Raw genomic sequence first — 13858 nt, 5'->3', positions numbered from 1 at the left:
GCGATATTTGATCGCACCAAGCGGCAAAACACTCGGGTGACTGCAAAGGGGGCCTTTGATGCTTCAGGTGATTTCAAGCGCATGGGCGCTTTTGCTTGGGATGGGCCTGTTGATGGTGGGCAACGGGTTGCAGGGCACGCTGCTGGGCGTCAGGGGTGAGATCGAGTCGTTTTCGACCCTGCAGATGTCCTTTGTCATGTCCGCTTACTTTCTGGGATTCTTGGGTGGTTCACGGCTTGCGCCGGAAATGATCCGGCGGGTCGGCCATGTGCGGGTCTTCGCCGCGCTGGCGTCATTCATTTCGGCCGTCATGATCATGTACCCCCTGCTGACCGATCCAATCGCCTGGGCCCTTGGGCGTGTGCTGATCGGGTTCTGCTTTTCGGGTGTGTATGTGACGGCGGAAAGCTGGCTGAACAACGCCGCCAGCAATGAAAACCGCGGTCAGGCGCTGTCGCTCTATATGATCGTGCAGATGACCGGAGTCGTCAGCGCGCAGGCGTTGATGCTGGTCGGCGATCCGGCCGGGTACGAGACCTTTGTGATCGCCTCGATCCTTGTTTCCATCTCATTCGCGCCGATCCTGTTGTCGATTTCCCCAACTCCGGCCTTCGACACAACGAAGCCAATGTCTTTGCGGCAACTATACAATACCTCTCCGCTGGGATGCGTGGGTATGTTCCTGCTGGGCGGCGTCTTTTCCGCGCAATTCGCAATGGCGGCCGTTTATGGCGCGCATGCGGGCCTGTCGCTGGTCGAGATCTCGACTTTTGTCGCCGCCTTTTATGTCGGTGCCTTGGTTCTGCAGTACCCGCTGGGTTGGTTATCTGACCGGATGGACCGCCGGTTGCTGATCCTTGTGGTTGCAGCGATCGGCGGGAGCGCCGCAATCGTGGGTATGATATTCGGAGTAACCTTTCCGGTTCTTCTGACCTCGGCCTTCTGCATTGGGGGGATGTCGAACCCGCTTTATTCTCTGCTGATCGCCTATACCAACGACTACCTTGAATATGACGACATGGCTGCCGCCTCGGGCGGGCTGGTATTCATCAACGGCCTTGGAGCGATCGCGGGCCCGCTGATAACCGGCTGGCTTATGGGCGAGGGTGTGTTCGGGCCGCAGGGCTTTTTCCTGTTCATCGCCGCCCTGCTGTTCGTGACAGTGGCCTATGCCGCATTCCGGATGACACAGCGCGCTTATGTCCCGGTTGACGAGACCGGTTCCATTGCGCCGATCTATCCAACCGCCTCGCCCGTTGCGCTTGAAGTGGCGCAGGAGGTAGTCATCGAGGCCGCACAGGACGACTCGGACGGGCAAGAACCCGCTTAAGCTCAGGAAATGTGACGTCGGTGTTGCAATATGTTACTGTAACACTTCTGTAAAACGTCCTTATATGACCTTACGTCCCTGGGGAGGGCACAAACGGAGTTCAGGGCATGGTTGGTCCCGAAGAAGTATTGAGTTTTTGGTTGGATGAGATTGGCCCCGACGGTTGGTACGATCAGGATGAAACGCTTGATGCCACTATCCGTGACAGGTTTCTGGAAACATGGGCTGCTGCATGCGACGGGCGGTTTTCGCTGTGGCTGACTTATCCCAGTGGTTCGCTGGCCTACATCATCCTGATGGATCAGTTTCCCCGCAACATGTTCCGAGGCAGCAAGCGCGCCTTCTCAACAGATCGCGCCGCGTTGTCGGCAGCGAAATGTGCCATCGACAAAAGCTGGGACATGAAGATTGATGAGCCCGCCCGGCAATTCTTTTACCTGCCGTTGATGCATTCGGAAAACCTGTGCGATCAGGAACGCTGTGTGCGTTTGATGTGCGAGCGGATGCCAGAAAACCGCGACAGTAACCTTCTGCACGCACGGGCGCATCGCGAGGTGATCCGCCAGTTCGGTCGCTTCCCCTATCGGAACGAAGCGCTGGAACGGCCAATGACGCCTCATGAAGCGGCCTATGTCAGTGCTGGTGGTTACGGTTCGACTGTGCGGGCCTTGCAGGCCGCCGGTTAGGACGACGGCGCGCATCCCCGGATAATCAAGACCTGATCGGTAATAGCTTCGGCTGATGTCGTGACTGCGTGGTTGATCAGGTCTTCGGGATTCTCGGCCAGTCCCGCAAGCCGGGTCTGTGCATTTTCCAGCTTGGTCTCAATGTCGTTCAGCCGATTTAGCGTCCCGTTCAGTTTGGCGCGGGCGGCGGAATCAATCGCACCCCCCTGATCCCGGATCGCGGCCAGATCGCTGCGCAGCCCTGCCAATTCACCACGAATGCCCTGCGCTTCTTCACGCAGAGGTGCAACCACCTGCAGGCTCTCGGCGAATCCTTCGCGCACGGTTTGCGCTGATTGGACCAGCTTCCAGCCCAGAAACAGGCACAAGGCCAGCAGGATCAGTGTTGCGTTTAAGAGGGCGAGCAATAGGTCCTTGAGCGTTTTAGCCATGATAAAACCTTCGACATTCAATCTGATTGGTAATTTAGAGGGCAGGGTTTCTCTTTATCTAGCGTCAGCTTTCATGCCGGTATAGGCTGAAACCGGCGCGATCGCGCTGAAATTACCCTGCGTCACATTTGTCGCGGACGCGACGATTGATGCCCTGTAAAAAATAGTTTAATGGTAAACTAGTTTTCAACCGACCCGCGCCGAGAGGTACACATGGCTGCACAATCCTTTGATCTGATCGTTATCGGGGCAGGCCCCGGAGGCTATGTCGCCGCCATCCGCGCCGCGCAACTGGGTCTCAAGACCGCCGTGGTCGAGCGTGAGCACCTGGGCGGGATCTGCCTGAACTGGGGCTGCATCCCGACCAAGGCACTGCTGCGCTCGTCCGAAGTGTTCCACTTGATGGAGCGCGCCAAGGATTTCGGACTGAAAGCGGACAAGGTTGGGTATGATCTGGATGCGGTCGTCAAACGCTCGCGTGGGGTTGCTGCGCAGCTATCCGGCGGTATCGGCCATCTGCTGAAGAAAAACAAAGTAACGGTTTTCATGGGCGCGGCGACGCTGCCAGCCAAGGGCAAGGTCAGCGTGAAAACGGACAAAGGCACCGAGGAGCTGACGGCCAAGAATATCGTTCTTGCCACCGGCGCCCGTGCCCGCGAATTGCCGGGTCTCGAAGCTGACGGCGATCTGGTCTGGACTTACAAGCACGCGTTGCAACCGCCGCGGATGCCCAAGAAATTGCTGGTCATCGGCTCGGGCGCGATCGGCATCGAATTCGCCAGCTTCTACAACACGCTTGGGGCCGATACGACCGTGGTCGAGGTGATGGATCGTGTGCTGCCGGTCGAAGACGCCGAGATCAGCGCCTTTGCCAAGAAAGCCTTTACCAAACAAGGCATGACCATCATGGAAAAAGCGATGGTCAAGCAGCTGGATCGCGCCAAAGGCAAGGTCACTGCGCATATCGAGGTCAAGGGCAAAGTCGAAAAGCATGATTTCGACACCGTGATTTCGGCGGTCGGGATTGTCGGCAATGTCGAAGACCTCGGGCTCGAAGCATTGGGCGTCAAAATCGACCGCACCCATGTTGTCACCGACGAATTCTGCCGCACCGGGGTCGATGGGCTCTATGCCATCGGCGATATAGCAGGCGCGCCCTGGCTGGCGCATAAGGCCAGCCACGAAGGCGTTATGGTCGCCGAACTGATCGCTGGAAAGCACACCCACCCGGTGAAACCCGAAAGCATCGCCGGTTGTACCTATTGCCAGCCGCAGGTGGCTTCAGTTGGGTATTCCGAAGCCAAGGCGAAAGAGCTTGGCTATGATATCAAGGTCGGTCGCTTTCCATTCATCGGGAACGGCAAGGCCATCGCATTGGGTGAGCCCGAGGGTCTGATCAAGACAGTCTTTGACGCCAAGACCGGAGAATTGCTGGGCGCACACATGATTGGTGCGGAAGTGACCGAGTTGATCCAGGGCTATGTCGTTGGCCGCCAGTTGGAGACCACCGAAGAAGATCTGATGAACACCGTCTTCCCGCATCCGACCCTGTCCGAGATGATGCATGAAAGCGTCTTGGACGCCTATGGGCGCGTAATTCATATGTAAGTTAAGGGGTGTTGCGCCGCCGCGGCTAACCGCAACTCACCTGAGATATTCGGCCAGATGAAGTAGGGGATCCTTACTTCATCTGGCCGAATTCCCCTGAGCATGAGGCAGCGCCTTGTAAAAAGTCCTATTTGGTCAAAGCGTCCAAAATGCGCGCCCAGGACCGGATGCCTTTGTGGAAGCTTTTCACATCATATTTTTCGTTGGGCGAATGGATCGCGTCATCGTCATTGGCGTAACCGACCAGCATCGAATCCAGTCCCAGGACGCTGTCGAAATAGCCAACCACCGGAATTGATCCGCCCATTCCGGTAAAGACGGCCTCGCGGCTCCATTCATCAGACAAGGCGCCGCGCGCGGCTTCGAACTCGGGGCGGTCGAGGTTCATGACGGATGCGGGTGACCCTTCAAGGTCATTGTCCCAGACAACTTTTGCATCCGTTGGCAAACGATCTTCAACGTGTTTGCGGATTTTGTCGCGCAGCGCGTCTGGATCCATGTCGCCGACCAGTCGGCAGGTGATCTTGCAATGCGCTTCGGACGGGATCACTGTTTTCGATCCGGCGCCGTTATAGCCCCCCCAAAGGCCGTTGACCTCCAACGTCGGGCGCGCCCATTGCTGTTCCAGTGTGGAATAGCCCTTTTCCCCGTGTGGTTGCGTGTATCCGACCGAGTTCAGGTATTCAGCCTCGTCAAAGCCGCAGTTCTCCCACTGGCGCAGTTGTTCCGCAGGAACCTCGTGTACTCCTTCGTAAAATCCGTCGACGGCGATGCGACCGGAGTCGTCATCATAGAAAGAGGCGACAATTTTCGACAATTCACGCAGCGGGTTCAGGCCAGGACCACCGTAATGGCCGGAATGGAGGTCGATGCGAGGGCCGATAATGGTGAACTCATCTTTGAGCATCCCCCGCAGTTGCGAGGCAATCGACGGCACGCCGCGCGAGACCATCGACGTGTCACACACAAGCGCCAGATCAGCCTTCAACTCGTCTTTGTTGGCTTCGAGGAAAGGCACCAGCGACGGCGAGCCTGATTCCTCTTCGCCTTCGAAGAAGAAAGTGATGCGGCAGGGCAGGGTGCCGTGAACGGATTTCCATGCCCGGCAGGCCTCGACAAAGGTCATCAGTTGGCCCTTGTCGTCCGACGATCCGCGACCGCGAATGACCTGTCCGTTCTCGGTCTCTTCCAGCGCCGGATCGAACGGGTCGCGGGTCCACAATTCCAACGGGTCGACGGGTTGCACATCATAGTGGCCGTAGAACAGGACATGAGGCCCGTCGCTGTCTTCGCCAACGTGACCGACGACCATGGGGTGCCCGGTGGTTTCGCGTTTTTCTGCTGCGATGCCGATGCTTTGCAGGTCGGCAACCAGCCAATCTGCCGCCTGATTGACCTGTTCCTGAAAGGCCGGGTCGGTCGAGATCGAGGGAATACGCAGAAACTCCATCAACCGGTCGATGGAGGTGGACAGGTCGGTGTCGATCCTGCTGAGAACGGCGTCAAGCGACATGGGATTCTCCTGGATGGTCGTAAAATCGGGGCGAGCCTAGCAGCGCGCGCCGCGCCGTCCAGTGCATATCCGCGCGAAAATCGGGTATACTCACGGAAACTGGCTTTGCGATTGCATCTGCCTGCGTCGTTTCCTCGCGTCTTAGGGGCGTAACTTTACTTGTCGGGAGGACGGATCGGGGATAATTGATGCAAATCAATGCTGCGACTCTGAAATCGCCATTAGTCATGGTATCAAAGGGACGCAAAACCTCGGGGGATGTCATCCGGGGAAGAACGGGTCCGGTGGCGGAAACGCAAAGCCGGGCGCAAAAGGAGAATTCGGTGGACTATACTGCTCAGCTCGATACTGCGATTGCCAGGCTGCACGACGAAGGACGGTACCGGACCTTCATTGATATCGAACGCCGCAACGGTCATTTCCCGCATGCGGTGCGCACCTGCCCGGACGGGTCGCAGCAGAATATCACCGTTTGGTGTGGCAATGACTATCTGGGCATGGGCCAGCACCCGGTTGTTCTGAATGCGATGCACGAGGCGGTTGATGCCGCCGGTGCCGGTTCCGGCGGTACGCGCAACATCTCGGGCACCACGGTTTACCACAAGCGGCTCGAGGCTGAACTGGCTGATCTGCACGGCAAGGAAGCTGCTTTGCTGTTCACCAGCGCCTACATCGCCAATGATGCGACGCTTTCGACGCTGCCGAAACTGTTCCCCGGCCTGATCATCTATTCCGATGCGCTGAACCATGCCTCGATGATCGAGGGCGTGCGCCGCAATGGCGGGGCCAAGCGCATCTTCCGCCACAATGACGTCGCGCATCTGCGCGAGCTGCTTGAGGCTGACGACCCCAAAGCCCCAAAGCTGATCGCCTTTGAATCAGTCTATTCGATGGACGGCGATTTCGGTCCGATTGAAGAGATCTGCGATCTGGCCGATGAATTCGGCGCGCTGACCTATATCGACGAAGTCCATGCCGTGGGCATGTATGGCCCACGTGGCGGCGGCGTGACCGAGCGGGATCGTCTGGCGCATCGTATCGACATCATCAACGGTACCTTGGCCAAGGCCTTTGGCGTCATGGGCGGCTATATCGCGGCCAGCGAGAAAATGTGTGATGCGGTGCGGTCCTATGCGCCGGGTTTCATCTTTACGACCTCTCTGCCCCCTGCGGTTGCGGCTGGTGCGGCGGCGTCGGTTGCGTACCTCAAAGGCGCGTCTGAGCTGCGCGAGCAGCATCAAGCGCAAGCCAAGGTACTCAAGCTGCGGTTGAAAGGAATGGGCCTGCCGCTGATCGATCACGGCAGCCATATTGTGCCCGTGATCGTCGGCAATCCGGTGCATACCAAAATCCTCAGCGACCGGTTGCTGGATGACTATGGAATCTATGTGCAACCGATCAACTTCCCGACCGTGCCGCGTGGTACGGAACGCCTGCGCTTTACCCCGTCGCCGGTGCATGGGCCGGGCGAGATGAACCGCCTGATCCACGCAATGGACGAACTTTGGTCACATTGTGCGCTAAATCGCGCCGAACTTGCCGGATAACCTAACGCCAAAGTGTGCATTACGTTTGACGCGTGTTAAGCTTACGCTAACAAAAGAAGTGGACGAATCGTTGTGGGGATGATTCGCCGCTGGCGTGTAACACGCAAAAGGCAGAATGGGGCAGCAGGAATGATTGGGCGCAGATCACAGCGCGATTCCGAAGAGGATACTGACGTCAGACCAAAAGGGTTTGACGACTACGAAGTACGGCTTGGCGATGTCATGCGCGGCGAACGCGCCACAATGGGCAAATCGCTATTGGACGTACAGCGCGAACTGCGCATCAAGGCCAACTACATCGCTGCCATCGAAAACGCGGACCCTGACGCTTTTGACACGCCCGGCTTCATCGCCGGGTATGTGCGTTCCTATGCGCGCTATCTGGGCATGAACCCGGACGAGACGTTTACCACCTTCTGCCAAGAAAGCGGGTTCGAGGTTGCTCATGGTATGTCGGCTCAGGCATCCGTGGTGCGCAAGTCGCCGGGCGATCTGCCCGCGCGCGGTCCGATGGGCCGCGATCCGTTCATTTCACCGAACACGCCGTATATCCCGGGCAAGCAATCCTTCGTCAGCCAGATCGAGCCGCGCGCCATCGGGTCGTCGCTTGTGCTGCTGGCGGTGATCGGCGGTATTGGCTATGGCGGCTGGTCGGTTCTGAACCGCATCCAGCAAGTTCAGGTCAGTCCGGTTGAACAAGCTCCGGTCGTGCTGACCGATCTCGACCCGCTCGAAGCTGCGCGCACGCAGGCGGATACGACCGAAATTGCCAGCGTCGACGCACCAAACGCCGAAGCATTGGATCGCCTCTACCGTCCGCAAGCGCTGGATGTGCCGGTTCTGGTCGCGCGGGATGCGCCGATCTCGACCCTTGATCCGCGTTCGGTTGGTACGTTCCGCGCCCCGGAACCGCCGCAGATCGAAGTGGCCGAGGTGCATACGGTGGAACGCCCCGCCTTGCCGCAGGTGGTGGAACAGGTTGATACGACACTGAAGATCGTGGCCGTGGATCCCGCCTGGATGCGGGTGACATCAGCAGATGGCAGCGTCATATTCGAAGGCACTCTGGGGACGGTCGAGCAGGGCAACGTGTTCGAAGTACCTCTGACGGAAGAGCCGCCGCAACTGCGTGCGGGTGCCTCGGGCTCGGTGTTCTTCTCGATGAACGGACAGCATTTTGGCCCGGCCGGCGCTCCGGGGACGGTTGCCAAGGGCGTCGTGCTGTCCAAGGACGCGGTTGCCGAACGGTATGAGGTCGCCGACCTTGAGGCCGAACAGAACAGTGCGCTCAAACAGCTGGTGGCCGAGCTTCGGACACAGGCAGCAGAAGAGCCTGCCGAGTGATCTGACCATTGCGAAGCGTTGGTCGTCGGACTATCTAAAGCGCAACGCAGGCTATCCCGGACCCGCCCTCATGTCCCTCAATCACGTGCGCCCGTGGCGCGACATTTATCGCCGCAAGTCCCGTCAGATCATGGTGGGGAACGTGCCGGTGGGTGGCGACGCGCCGATTGCCGTGCAGACCATGACCAACACATTGACGACCGATGTGGCCGCAACCGTGACGCAGGTTCAGGCAGCCGCCGAGGCAGGGGCCGACATCGTGCGGGTCTCGGTCCCGGATGAGGCATCGTCGAAAGCGCTGAAAGAGATTGTGCGCGAAAGCCCGGTGCCGATCGTTGCGGACATCCATTTTCACTACAAACGCGGAATTGAAGCCGCCGAAGCCGGGGCTGCTTGTTTGAGGATCAATCCCGGCAATATCGGCGACGAAAAGCGGGTGAAAGAGGTCATCAAGGCTGCGCGCGACCACAATTGCTCGATCCGTATCGGGGTGAACGCGGGTTCTCTGGAAAAGCACCTGCTTGAGAAATATGGCGAACCATGCCCCGAGGCGATGGTCGAAAGCGGGCTGGAACATATCCGTATCCTGCAAGACAACGATTTCCACGAATTCAAGATCAGTGTGAAGGCCAGCGACGTCTTCCTGTCCGCCGCCGCTTATCAGGGCATTGCCGAGGCGACGGACGCTCCGATCCATCTGGGCATCACCGAGGCTGGAGGCTTGGTTTCGGGCACCATCAAATCTGCCATCGGGCTTGGCAATTTGCTGTGGATGGGCATCGGCGATACGATCCGTGTAAGCCTGTCCGCCGATCCGGTGGAAGAGGTTAAAGTGGGCTTTGAAATCCTCAAATCACTGGGCCTGCGCCACCGTGGCGTGAACATCATCTCTTGCCCGTCTTGCGCCCGACAGGGGTTTGACGTCATCAAGACGGTCGAGGCGCTGGAGCATCGGCTTGAGCACATCAAAACTCCTATGAGCCTTTCAATCATCGGTTGCGTCGTGAACGGTCCCGGAGAGGCTCTGATGACCGATGTGGGTTTTACTGGCGGAGGTGCCGGTTCCGGTATGGTCTATCTGGCGGGCAAGGCCAGCCACAAGATGTCCAACGACCAGATGATCGACCATATCGTGGAAGAGGTCGAGAAAAAGGCCGCCGAGCTGGATGCGGCCGCCGAGGCAGCAGAGTAGCGGTGCATCAAGCAAACCTGAAGATCTGAATCCAACGGCAGGTGCGACGTAGACTCGATCTTCTTTGGCCTCTTCAATAGCAACGCCGGTTGGGATGGCAGTCTGGCAAAGCTTGATTAGCGATAAACGCCAAACACCTTGCACTCTAACAAGCCGGCGGCCTTATAAGCCGATCTAAATCGCGCTTCTTCGTTTGCCAGCGCTGTTTGGGTAGTCTCAGTGCAAGCCTTCATCGCGCTGTTTTTTGCCTCTGCTTGAGTGGCGTAATTGACACCAAACCCTGCATAGCCAGCTGGGTTGCTTGCGACCGCCAGAAAATTGCCAGGGGCAGTGTCGCTCTTTGCGGTTGCCAAAACACTCTTGTGATTGTTGGGGATCGAATGCTCAGTAGGCTTATCTCTGGGGCCAAAGGTGGCGTACAGGATGCAGTCTTCACCGGACACGATATCGCAGTCGATCTTTGCCATTCGCTTTGCGTCGACTTCGGAAAACCGACCCGTCACTGTTGCCCAGCTGCCGCCGTCCGGTCGGATGTAAAACGCCCCGAATGCACCGTCTCCGCGATTAACAGCACGGCTGAATGCTTCGCTTACGCGTGGAGCCAGCGGTTGGTTGGAGTGTTTCTGAACCACGCTGGGGCCAAATGTGGTCAAGTACCGCTTGGAAGTAACTTGGTTATTGTTGGGTGCAGATTCAGTGCAGGACAGTTGCGATAAAAGCCCGAGGAGTATTGCGCAGGTTATAGTTTTGTTCACTGGTGTAAATTTCTTCGCTGTTGAAATCACTTTGTATCCGAATTTATTGAAAGAGACACTTTGGGTCCAAAGTTCTTTGAACCCAAAGTGTTATGTGTTGAAGCTGCTAATCCGCCCCTTGCGCTCAACCCTGTTCTGCGCGGACGCTGTTTGCAATCTGCTGCATCTGGTCGGCAGGCAGGAAGCCGCGCAGCATTTCGGTGCCCAAAACAAAGGATGGAGTGCCCGAGATGTTCAGCGCGCGCGCCAATGCGCGGGTTCTGTTGATCTCTTCGGTGACCTCATCGGTCTCCATCGCGGCGATGATGGCGTCACTGTCCAGCCCCAGACCGTCCGAGATGCGGCGCAGGGTAACCTCGTTTGGCTCACCGCTGAATTCCAGCAATGCGTCGTGGACCTGTTTATAGGCGTCGTCGCCCGCGACCTGCTTGGTGGCCACCGCAAAGCGTGAGGACTGGACCGAAGCGTCGCCCAGAATCGGCAGTTCCTTGATCACCAGCCGGATGTTGCCGTCGGACTCTAACAGGCTCGCCACTTCGGGCACGGCGCGGCGACAATAGCCGCAACGGTAGTCCATGAACTCGACCAGAGTGATGTCGCCATCTGGATTACCGCCGACCCAGCTGTAGCCATCATTGATCAGCTCTTCCAGATTGTCGGCCACCAACTGCTTGTCGGCCTCGGCCTCGGCTGCTGCGTTGCGCTCTTCCAGAATGTTGATCGCCTCGATGATCACCTCGGGGTTTTCCAGCAGGTATTCGCGGACCTGCGCGCCAAACTCGGCCTTTTCGGCGTCGGTCATCGCATTCAGGTCCAGCGCCTGTGCGGGACCGGTGATCAGGGAAAGCCCCAGAAGGGCGGGTGCAGCATGTCTGAGGATCATTTCCGTCTCCTTTTCTTTTTCTGTGCGCGCTCCGCAGCAATCAGCACATCCTGCGCCCTTTGCCAACCCGGAGACCCCTCGGGCAACTGCCCGATTGCGCGTTTTGCATGGATGCCCGCATCGGCCAACCGGCCCTGCAAAGCATATCGTTCTGCGGTCACGGCCGAGGCCATGCCGTTATTTCCGACCTGAGCGTAAGCAACACCCAGATCGCGCATCAGTCTGAGGTTTCGGTAATCTCTGGCGCGGGCTTTCTCAAGGATTTCCAGCGCCTTTTTCGTCTGCCCATCCGCCAGCAGTGCGCGCCCATACCCGGCCAGGATCAGCGAGTCGTACGGTGCCATCTCGTTTGCCGATCGATACGCTTTAACAGATTCAGATACCTGTCTGTTTTCCAGCAATATTTGGCCTTTTAACTCGTAATAGTACGGGTCGTCCGGGCGCATCTCAAGCGCGGCGTTGATGGCGGCACGGGCTTGCCCAAGACTGCGGTTTTGATGATGTGCCGATGCCTCACGCATCAGGCGGATATCGCGATGGTCTTCTTCGGCGGCCCGGCGCAAGGTCCAGCCGGGCGCGCGCAGAAAGGCGGACAGTTTGCCTTTGACACGGGCAAACCAGTAATCGGCATTTGGGTTTCGCTTCGCCTGATCGCCGAATTCATCCAGAAAGGCCTCGGCAGCGCGCAGGCGTTCGCGGCTGGTTGGGTGCGAGCGCATGTAGGGGTCCTGATTAACCTCGCTCAGCAACTCCTGCCCGGCAAACTTGCGATGCAGCGTGACCATACCACTAGGTGAGATGTCGGCCCATCGCAGATAGCTGGCGGCGCTGCGGTCGGCTGCCGCTTCTTCCGCACGGGTATGGCCCAGGAAACTGCGCAGCGCGGATGAGGATGTTCCGGCGGCGATCCCTGCCGCGGCCTCTCCACCCCCCGCCAGACCGACGATCAGCGCCAATGCGGTGCCAAATTGCGCGTTGCGCTGGGCGGCGCGCAGATTTTCAACCCGGCGTGCCAGGTGGCCGTTGGCGATGTGGGCGGCCTCGTGCGCGATCACCGCCTGCAACATCTCGGGGCTGTCAACCGACAGGATCAGGCCGTAATTCAGGTAAATCGCGTTATAGTCGATGACAAAGGCGTTGAAGGTGGCGTCGTTGACAACGAAAATCCGCACTCGATTGGTGTTCAACCCGGCGGCGCGCAGCACCGGAAAGGCCAGCTCGCGCAGGCCGCGTTCGATATCGGGGTCGCGGATCAGACCTTTTGCATCGGCCTGCAACGCGCCTGCGATCCATGTCATTGCCACCAACAACAGGGCCGGGATTGACGCCAGCCTGGATACGCGTTCAAAAGCCATGGCTGCAACATGGGAGAAGGCCATGAGAAACTCAACCCGGTCCGGGGTCGATCCCTTTATCGTGATGGACGTGATGGAGGCCGCGCGCAAAGCAGAAGAGGCCGGACGCCACATCATCCACATGGAGGTCGGCCAGCCCGGAACAGGCGCCCCGAAAGCCGCGACCGAGGCTCTGGCAAAGGCGATGGAGCAGGGACCCTTGGGCTATACCGTCGCGCTTGGTCTGCCTGCGCTGCGCCGACGGATCGCGCAGCTTTACGGCGACTGGTACGACGTCGACCTGAACCCCGAGCGTGTGGTGATCACACCCGGTTCGTCGGGCGGCTTCCTGTTGGCCTTCACGGCGCTTTTTGACAGCGGTGACCGTGTTGGCATCGGCGCGCCCGGGTATCCATCTTACCGCCAGATTCTAAAGGCGCTGGGGCTGGTGCCGGTGAACCTTCCCACCGCGCCAGAGAACCGGTTGCAGCCAGTGGCACAGGATATCGCCGGACTGGATTTGCAGGGCCTGATGGTGGCATCTCCGGCGAATCCGACCGGGACAATGCTGGACCGCGCCGCCATGAGCGCGCTGATCGAGGCGGCGCGCGGGCAGGGCGCATCCTTCATCAGCGACGAGATTTATCACGGGCTGGAATACGAGGCCAAAGCCGTCACAGCGCTGGAGCTGACGGATGAGTGCTATGTGATCAACTCGTTCTCCAAGTATTTCTCGATGACCGGTTGGCGAGTTGGCTGGATGGTCGTACCCGAGGAACAAGTGCGCGTCGTTGAACGTATCGCGCAGAACATGTTCATTTGCGCCCCTCACGCCAGTCAGGTCGCAGCGCTGGCGGCGATGGAGTGCGAGGACGAGTTGCAGGCCAATCTGGACGTCTACCGGGCGAACCGGACACTGATGCTGCAAGGGCTTCCGCAAGCGGGTTTTATGAACATCGCACCACCAGATGGTGCCTTTTACGTTTATGCCGACGTGTCGGATCTGACGGATGACAGCCGCGCCTTTGCTGCCGAGATTCTGGACAAGGCCGGTGTTGCGGTCACCCCGGGGCTGGATTTTGACCCCGAACGCGGTCACACAACGCTGCGGTTCTCCTACGCGCGCTCAACGGCTGACATCCAAGAGGGGCTCGGCCGGTTGCGGGACTTCATGGCCGCGCGGGGTGCGATCACAACCGTGGCTTAAGGCGTTCACAAAATCCGGCGGGTGCGCT

General features: G+C 58.8%; 12 protein-coding genes. 7 read left to right on the top strand and 5 right to left on the bottom strand.

Annotation, left to right across the window (positions count from 1 at the left end; translation table 11 throughout):
- The first annotated feature begins 58 nt into the window (after positions 1-58).
- Both ACR0LX_RS03380 and ACR0LX_RS03375 read left to right on the top strand, forming a co-directional pair.
- Complete coding sequence (locus tag ACR0LX_RS03380; protein ID WP_480782560.1) at positions 59-1330, top strand: MFS transporter; 1272 nt, start codon at positions 59-61, stop codon at positions 1328-1330.
- A 107-nt stretch (positions 1331-1437) separates the two neighbouring features.
- Positions 1438-2016 carry a DUF924 family protein gene (locus tag ACR0LX_RS03375; RefSeq protein ID WP_480568667.1) on the top strand — a complete coding sequence of 193 codons (579 nt, stop codon included), beginning with the start codon at positions 1438-1440 and terminating at the stop codon, positions 2014-2016.
- Here the strand turns inward: ACR0LX_RS03375 and ACR0LX_RS03370 are convergent.
- Positions 2013-2447, bottom strand: coding sequence for a hypothetical protein (locus ACR0LX_RS03370; protein ID WP_480782559.1), 435 nt, complete (start codon positions 2445-2447; stop codon positions 2013-2015). The two genes, ACR0LX_RS03375 and ACR0LX_RS03370, sit on opposite strands and share 4 nt — an antisense overlap.
- Before the next feature lie 213 nt (positions 2448-2660).
- On the opposite strand from ACR0LX_RS03370, the gene lpdA reads away from it, so the two are divergent.
- Positions 2661-4055 carry a dihydrolipoyl dehydrogenase gene (gene lpdA / locus ACR0LX_RS03365; protein ID WP_480782558.1) on the top strand — a complete coding sequence of 465 codons (1395 nt, stop codon included), beginning with the start codon at positions 2661-2663 and terminating at the stop codon, positions 4053-4055.
- 127 nt (positions 4056-4182) lie between these two features.
- On the opposite strand, the gene ACR0LX_RS03360 is transcribed toward lpdA, so the two are convergent.
- Positions 4183-5568, bottom strand: a complete 1386-nt coding sequence (locus tag ACR0LX_RS03360) for a dipeptidase (protein WP_480782557.1) — start codon at positions 5566-5568, stop codon at positions 4183-4185.
- Positions 5569-5891: 323 nt separating this feature from the next.
- On the opposite strand from ACR0LX_RS03360, the gene hemA reads away from it, so the two are divergent.
- The 3 genes from hemA (at position 5892) to ispG (ending at position 9651) form a co-directional block, all read left to right on the top strand.
- A complete protein-coding gene (gene hemA, locus ACR0LX_RS03355; protein ID WP_480568678.1) occupies positions 5892-7115 on the top strand; it encodes a 5-aminolevulinate synthase in 1224 nt (407 codons plus the stop codon).
- Between the two features lie 129 nt (positions 7116-7244).
- The gene (locus ACR0LX_RS03350) at positions 7245-8459 is read left to right on the top strand and encodes a helix-turn-helix domain-containing protein (protein ID WP_480782556.1); all 1215 of its coding nucleotides are present in this window, start codon (positions 7245-7247) and stop codon (positions 8457-8459) included.
- A gap of 70 nt (positions 8460-8529) precedes the next feature.
- On the top strand, positions 8530-9651 hold the full coding sequence (ispG, locus tag ACR0LX_RS03345; RefSeq protein ID WP_480782555.1) for a flavodoxin-dependent (E)-4-hydroxy-3-methylbut-2-enyl-diphosphate synthase: 1122 nt from the start codon (positions 8530-8532) through the stop codon (positions 9649-9651).
- Positions 9652-9767: 116 nt separating this feature from the next.
- Here the strand turns inward: ispG and ACR0LX_RS03340 are convergent, their stop codons facing one another.
- The 3 genes from ACR0LX_RS03340 to ACR0LX_RS03330 form a co-directional block, all read right to left on the bottom strand.
- Positions 9768-10118, bottom strand: a complete 351-nt coding sequence (locus tag ACR0LX_RS03340; protein ID WP_480782554.1) for a hypothetical protein — start codon at positions 10116-10118, stop codon at positions 9768-9770.
- A gap of 412 nt (positions 10119-10530) precedes the next feature.
- Entirely contained in the window at positions 10531-11289 is a 759-nt protein-coding gene (locus tag ACR0LX_RS03335; protein ID WP_480782553.1) for a DsbA family protein, read from the bottom strand.
- A complete protein-coding gene (locus ACR0LX_RS03330; RefSeq protein WP_480782552.1) occupies positions 11286-12668 on the bottom strand; it encodes a M48 family metalloprotease in 1383 nt (460 codons plus the stop codon). Before ACR0LX_RS03330 ends, ACR0LX_RS03335 begins: the two co-directional genes overlap by 4 nt.
- Here ACR0LX_RS03330 and ACR0LX_RS03325 point away from each other — a divergent pair.
- Complete coding sequence (locus ACR0LX_RS03325; RefSeq protein ID WP_480782551.1) at positions 12667-13830, top strand: pyridoxal phosphate-dependent aminotransferase; 1164 nt, start codon at positions 12667-12669, stop codon at positions 13828-13830. The two genes, ACR0LX_RS03330 and ACR0LX_RS03325, sit on opposite strands and share 2 nt — an antisense overlap.
- Positions 13831-13858 lie beyond the last annotated feature (28 nt).

This window comes from Ruegeria sp. CH11 (assembly GCF_056537105.1).
Note: the sequence above shows the minus strand (reverse complement) of the source record. Positions and strands in the feature narration are given on the sequence as shown.

Coding starts and splice junctions, on each gene's coding strand:
- ACR0LX_RS03380 (WP_480782560.1), top strand. CDS start 59: ATGCTTCAGGTGATTTCAAGCGCATGGGCGCTTTTGCTTGGGATGGGC.
- ACR0LX_RS03375 (WP_480568667.1), top strand. CDS start 1,438: ATGGTTGGTCCCGAAGAAGTATTGAGTTTTTGGTTGGATGAGATTGGC.
- ACR0LX_RS03370 (WP_480782559.1), bottom strand. CDS start 2,447: ATGGCTAAAACGCTCAAGGACCTATTGCTCGCCCTCTTAAACGCAACA.
- lpdA (WP_480782558.1), top strand. CDS start 2,661: ATGGCTGCACAATCCTTTGATCTGATCGTTATCGGGGCAGGCCCCGGA.
- ACR0LX_RS03360 (WP_480782557.1), bottom strand. CDS start 5,568: ATGTCGCTTGACGCCGTTCTCAGCAGGATCGACACCGACCTGTCCACC.
- ACR0LX_RS03350 (WP_480782556.1), top strand. CDS start 7,245: ATGATTGGGCGCAGATCACAGCGCGATTCCGAAGAGGATACTGACGTC.
- ispG (WP_480782555.1), top strand. CDS start 8,530: ATGTCCCTCAATCACGTGCGCCCGTGGCGCGACATTTATCGCCGCAAG.
- ACR0LX_RS03340 (WP_480782554.1), bottom strand. CDS start 10,118: ATGGCAAAGATCGACTGCGATATCGTGTCCGGTGAAGACTGCATCCTG.
- ACR0LX_RS03335 (WP_480782553.1), bottom strand. CDS start 11,289: ATGATCCTCAGACATGCTGCACCCGCCCTTCTGGGGCTTTCCCTGATC.
- ACR0LX_RS03325 (WP_480782551.1), top strand. CDS start 12,667: ATGAGAAACTCAACCCGGTCCGGGGTCGATCCCTTTATCGTGATGGAC.
- ACR0LX_RS03330 (WP_480782552.1), bottom strand. CDS start 12,668: ATGGCCTTCTCCCATGTTGCAGCCATGGCTTTTGAACGCGTATCCAGG.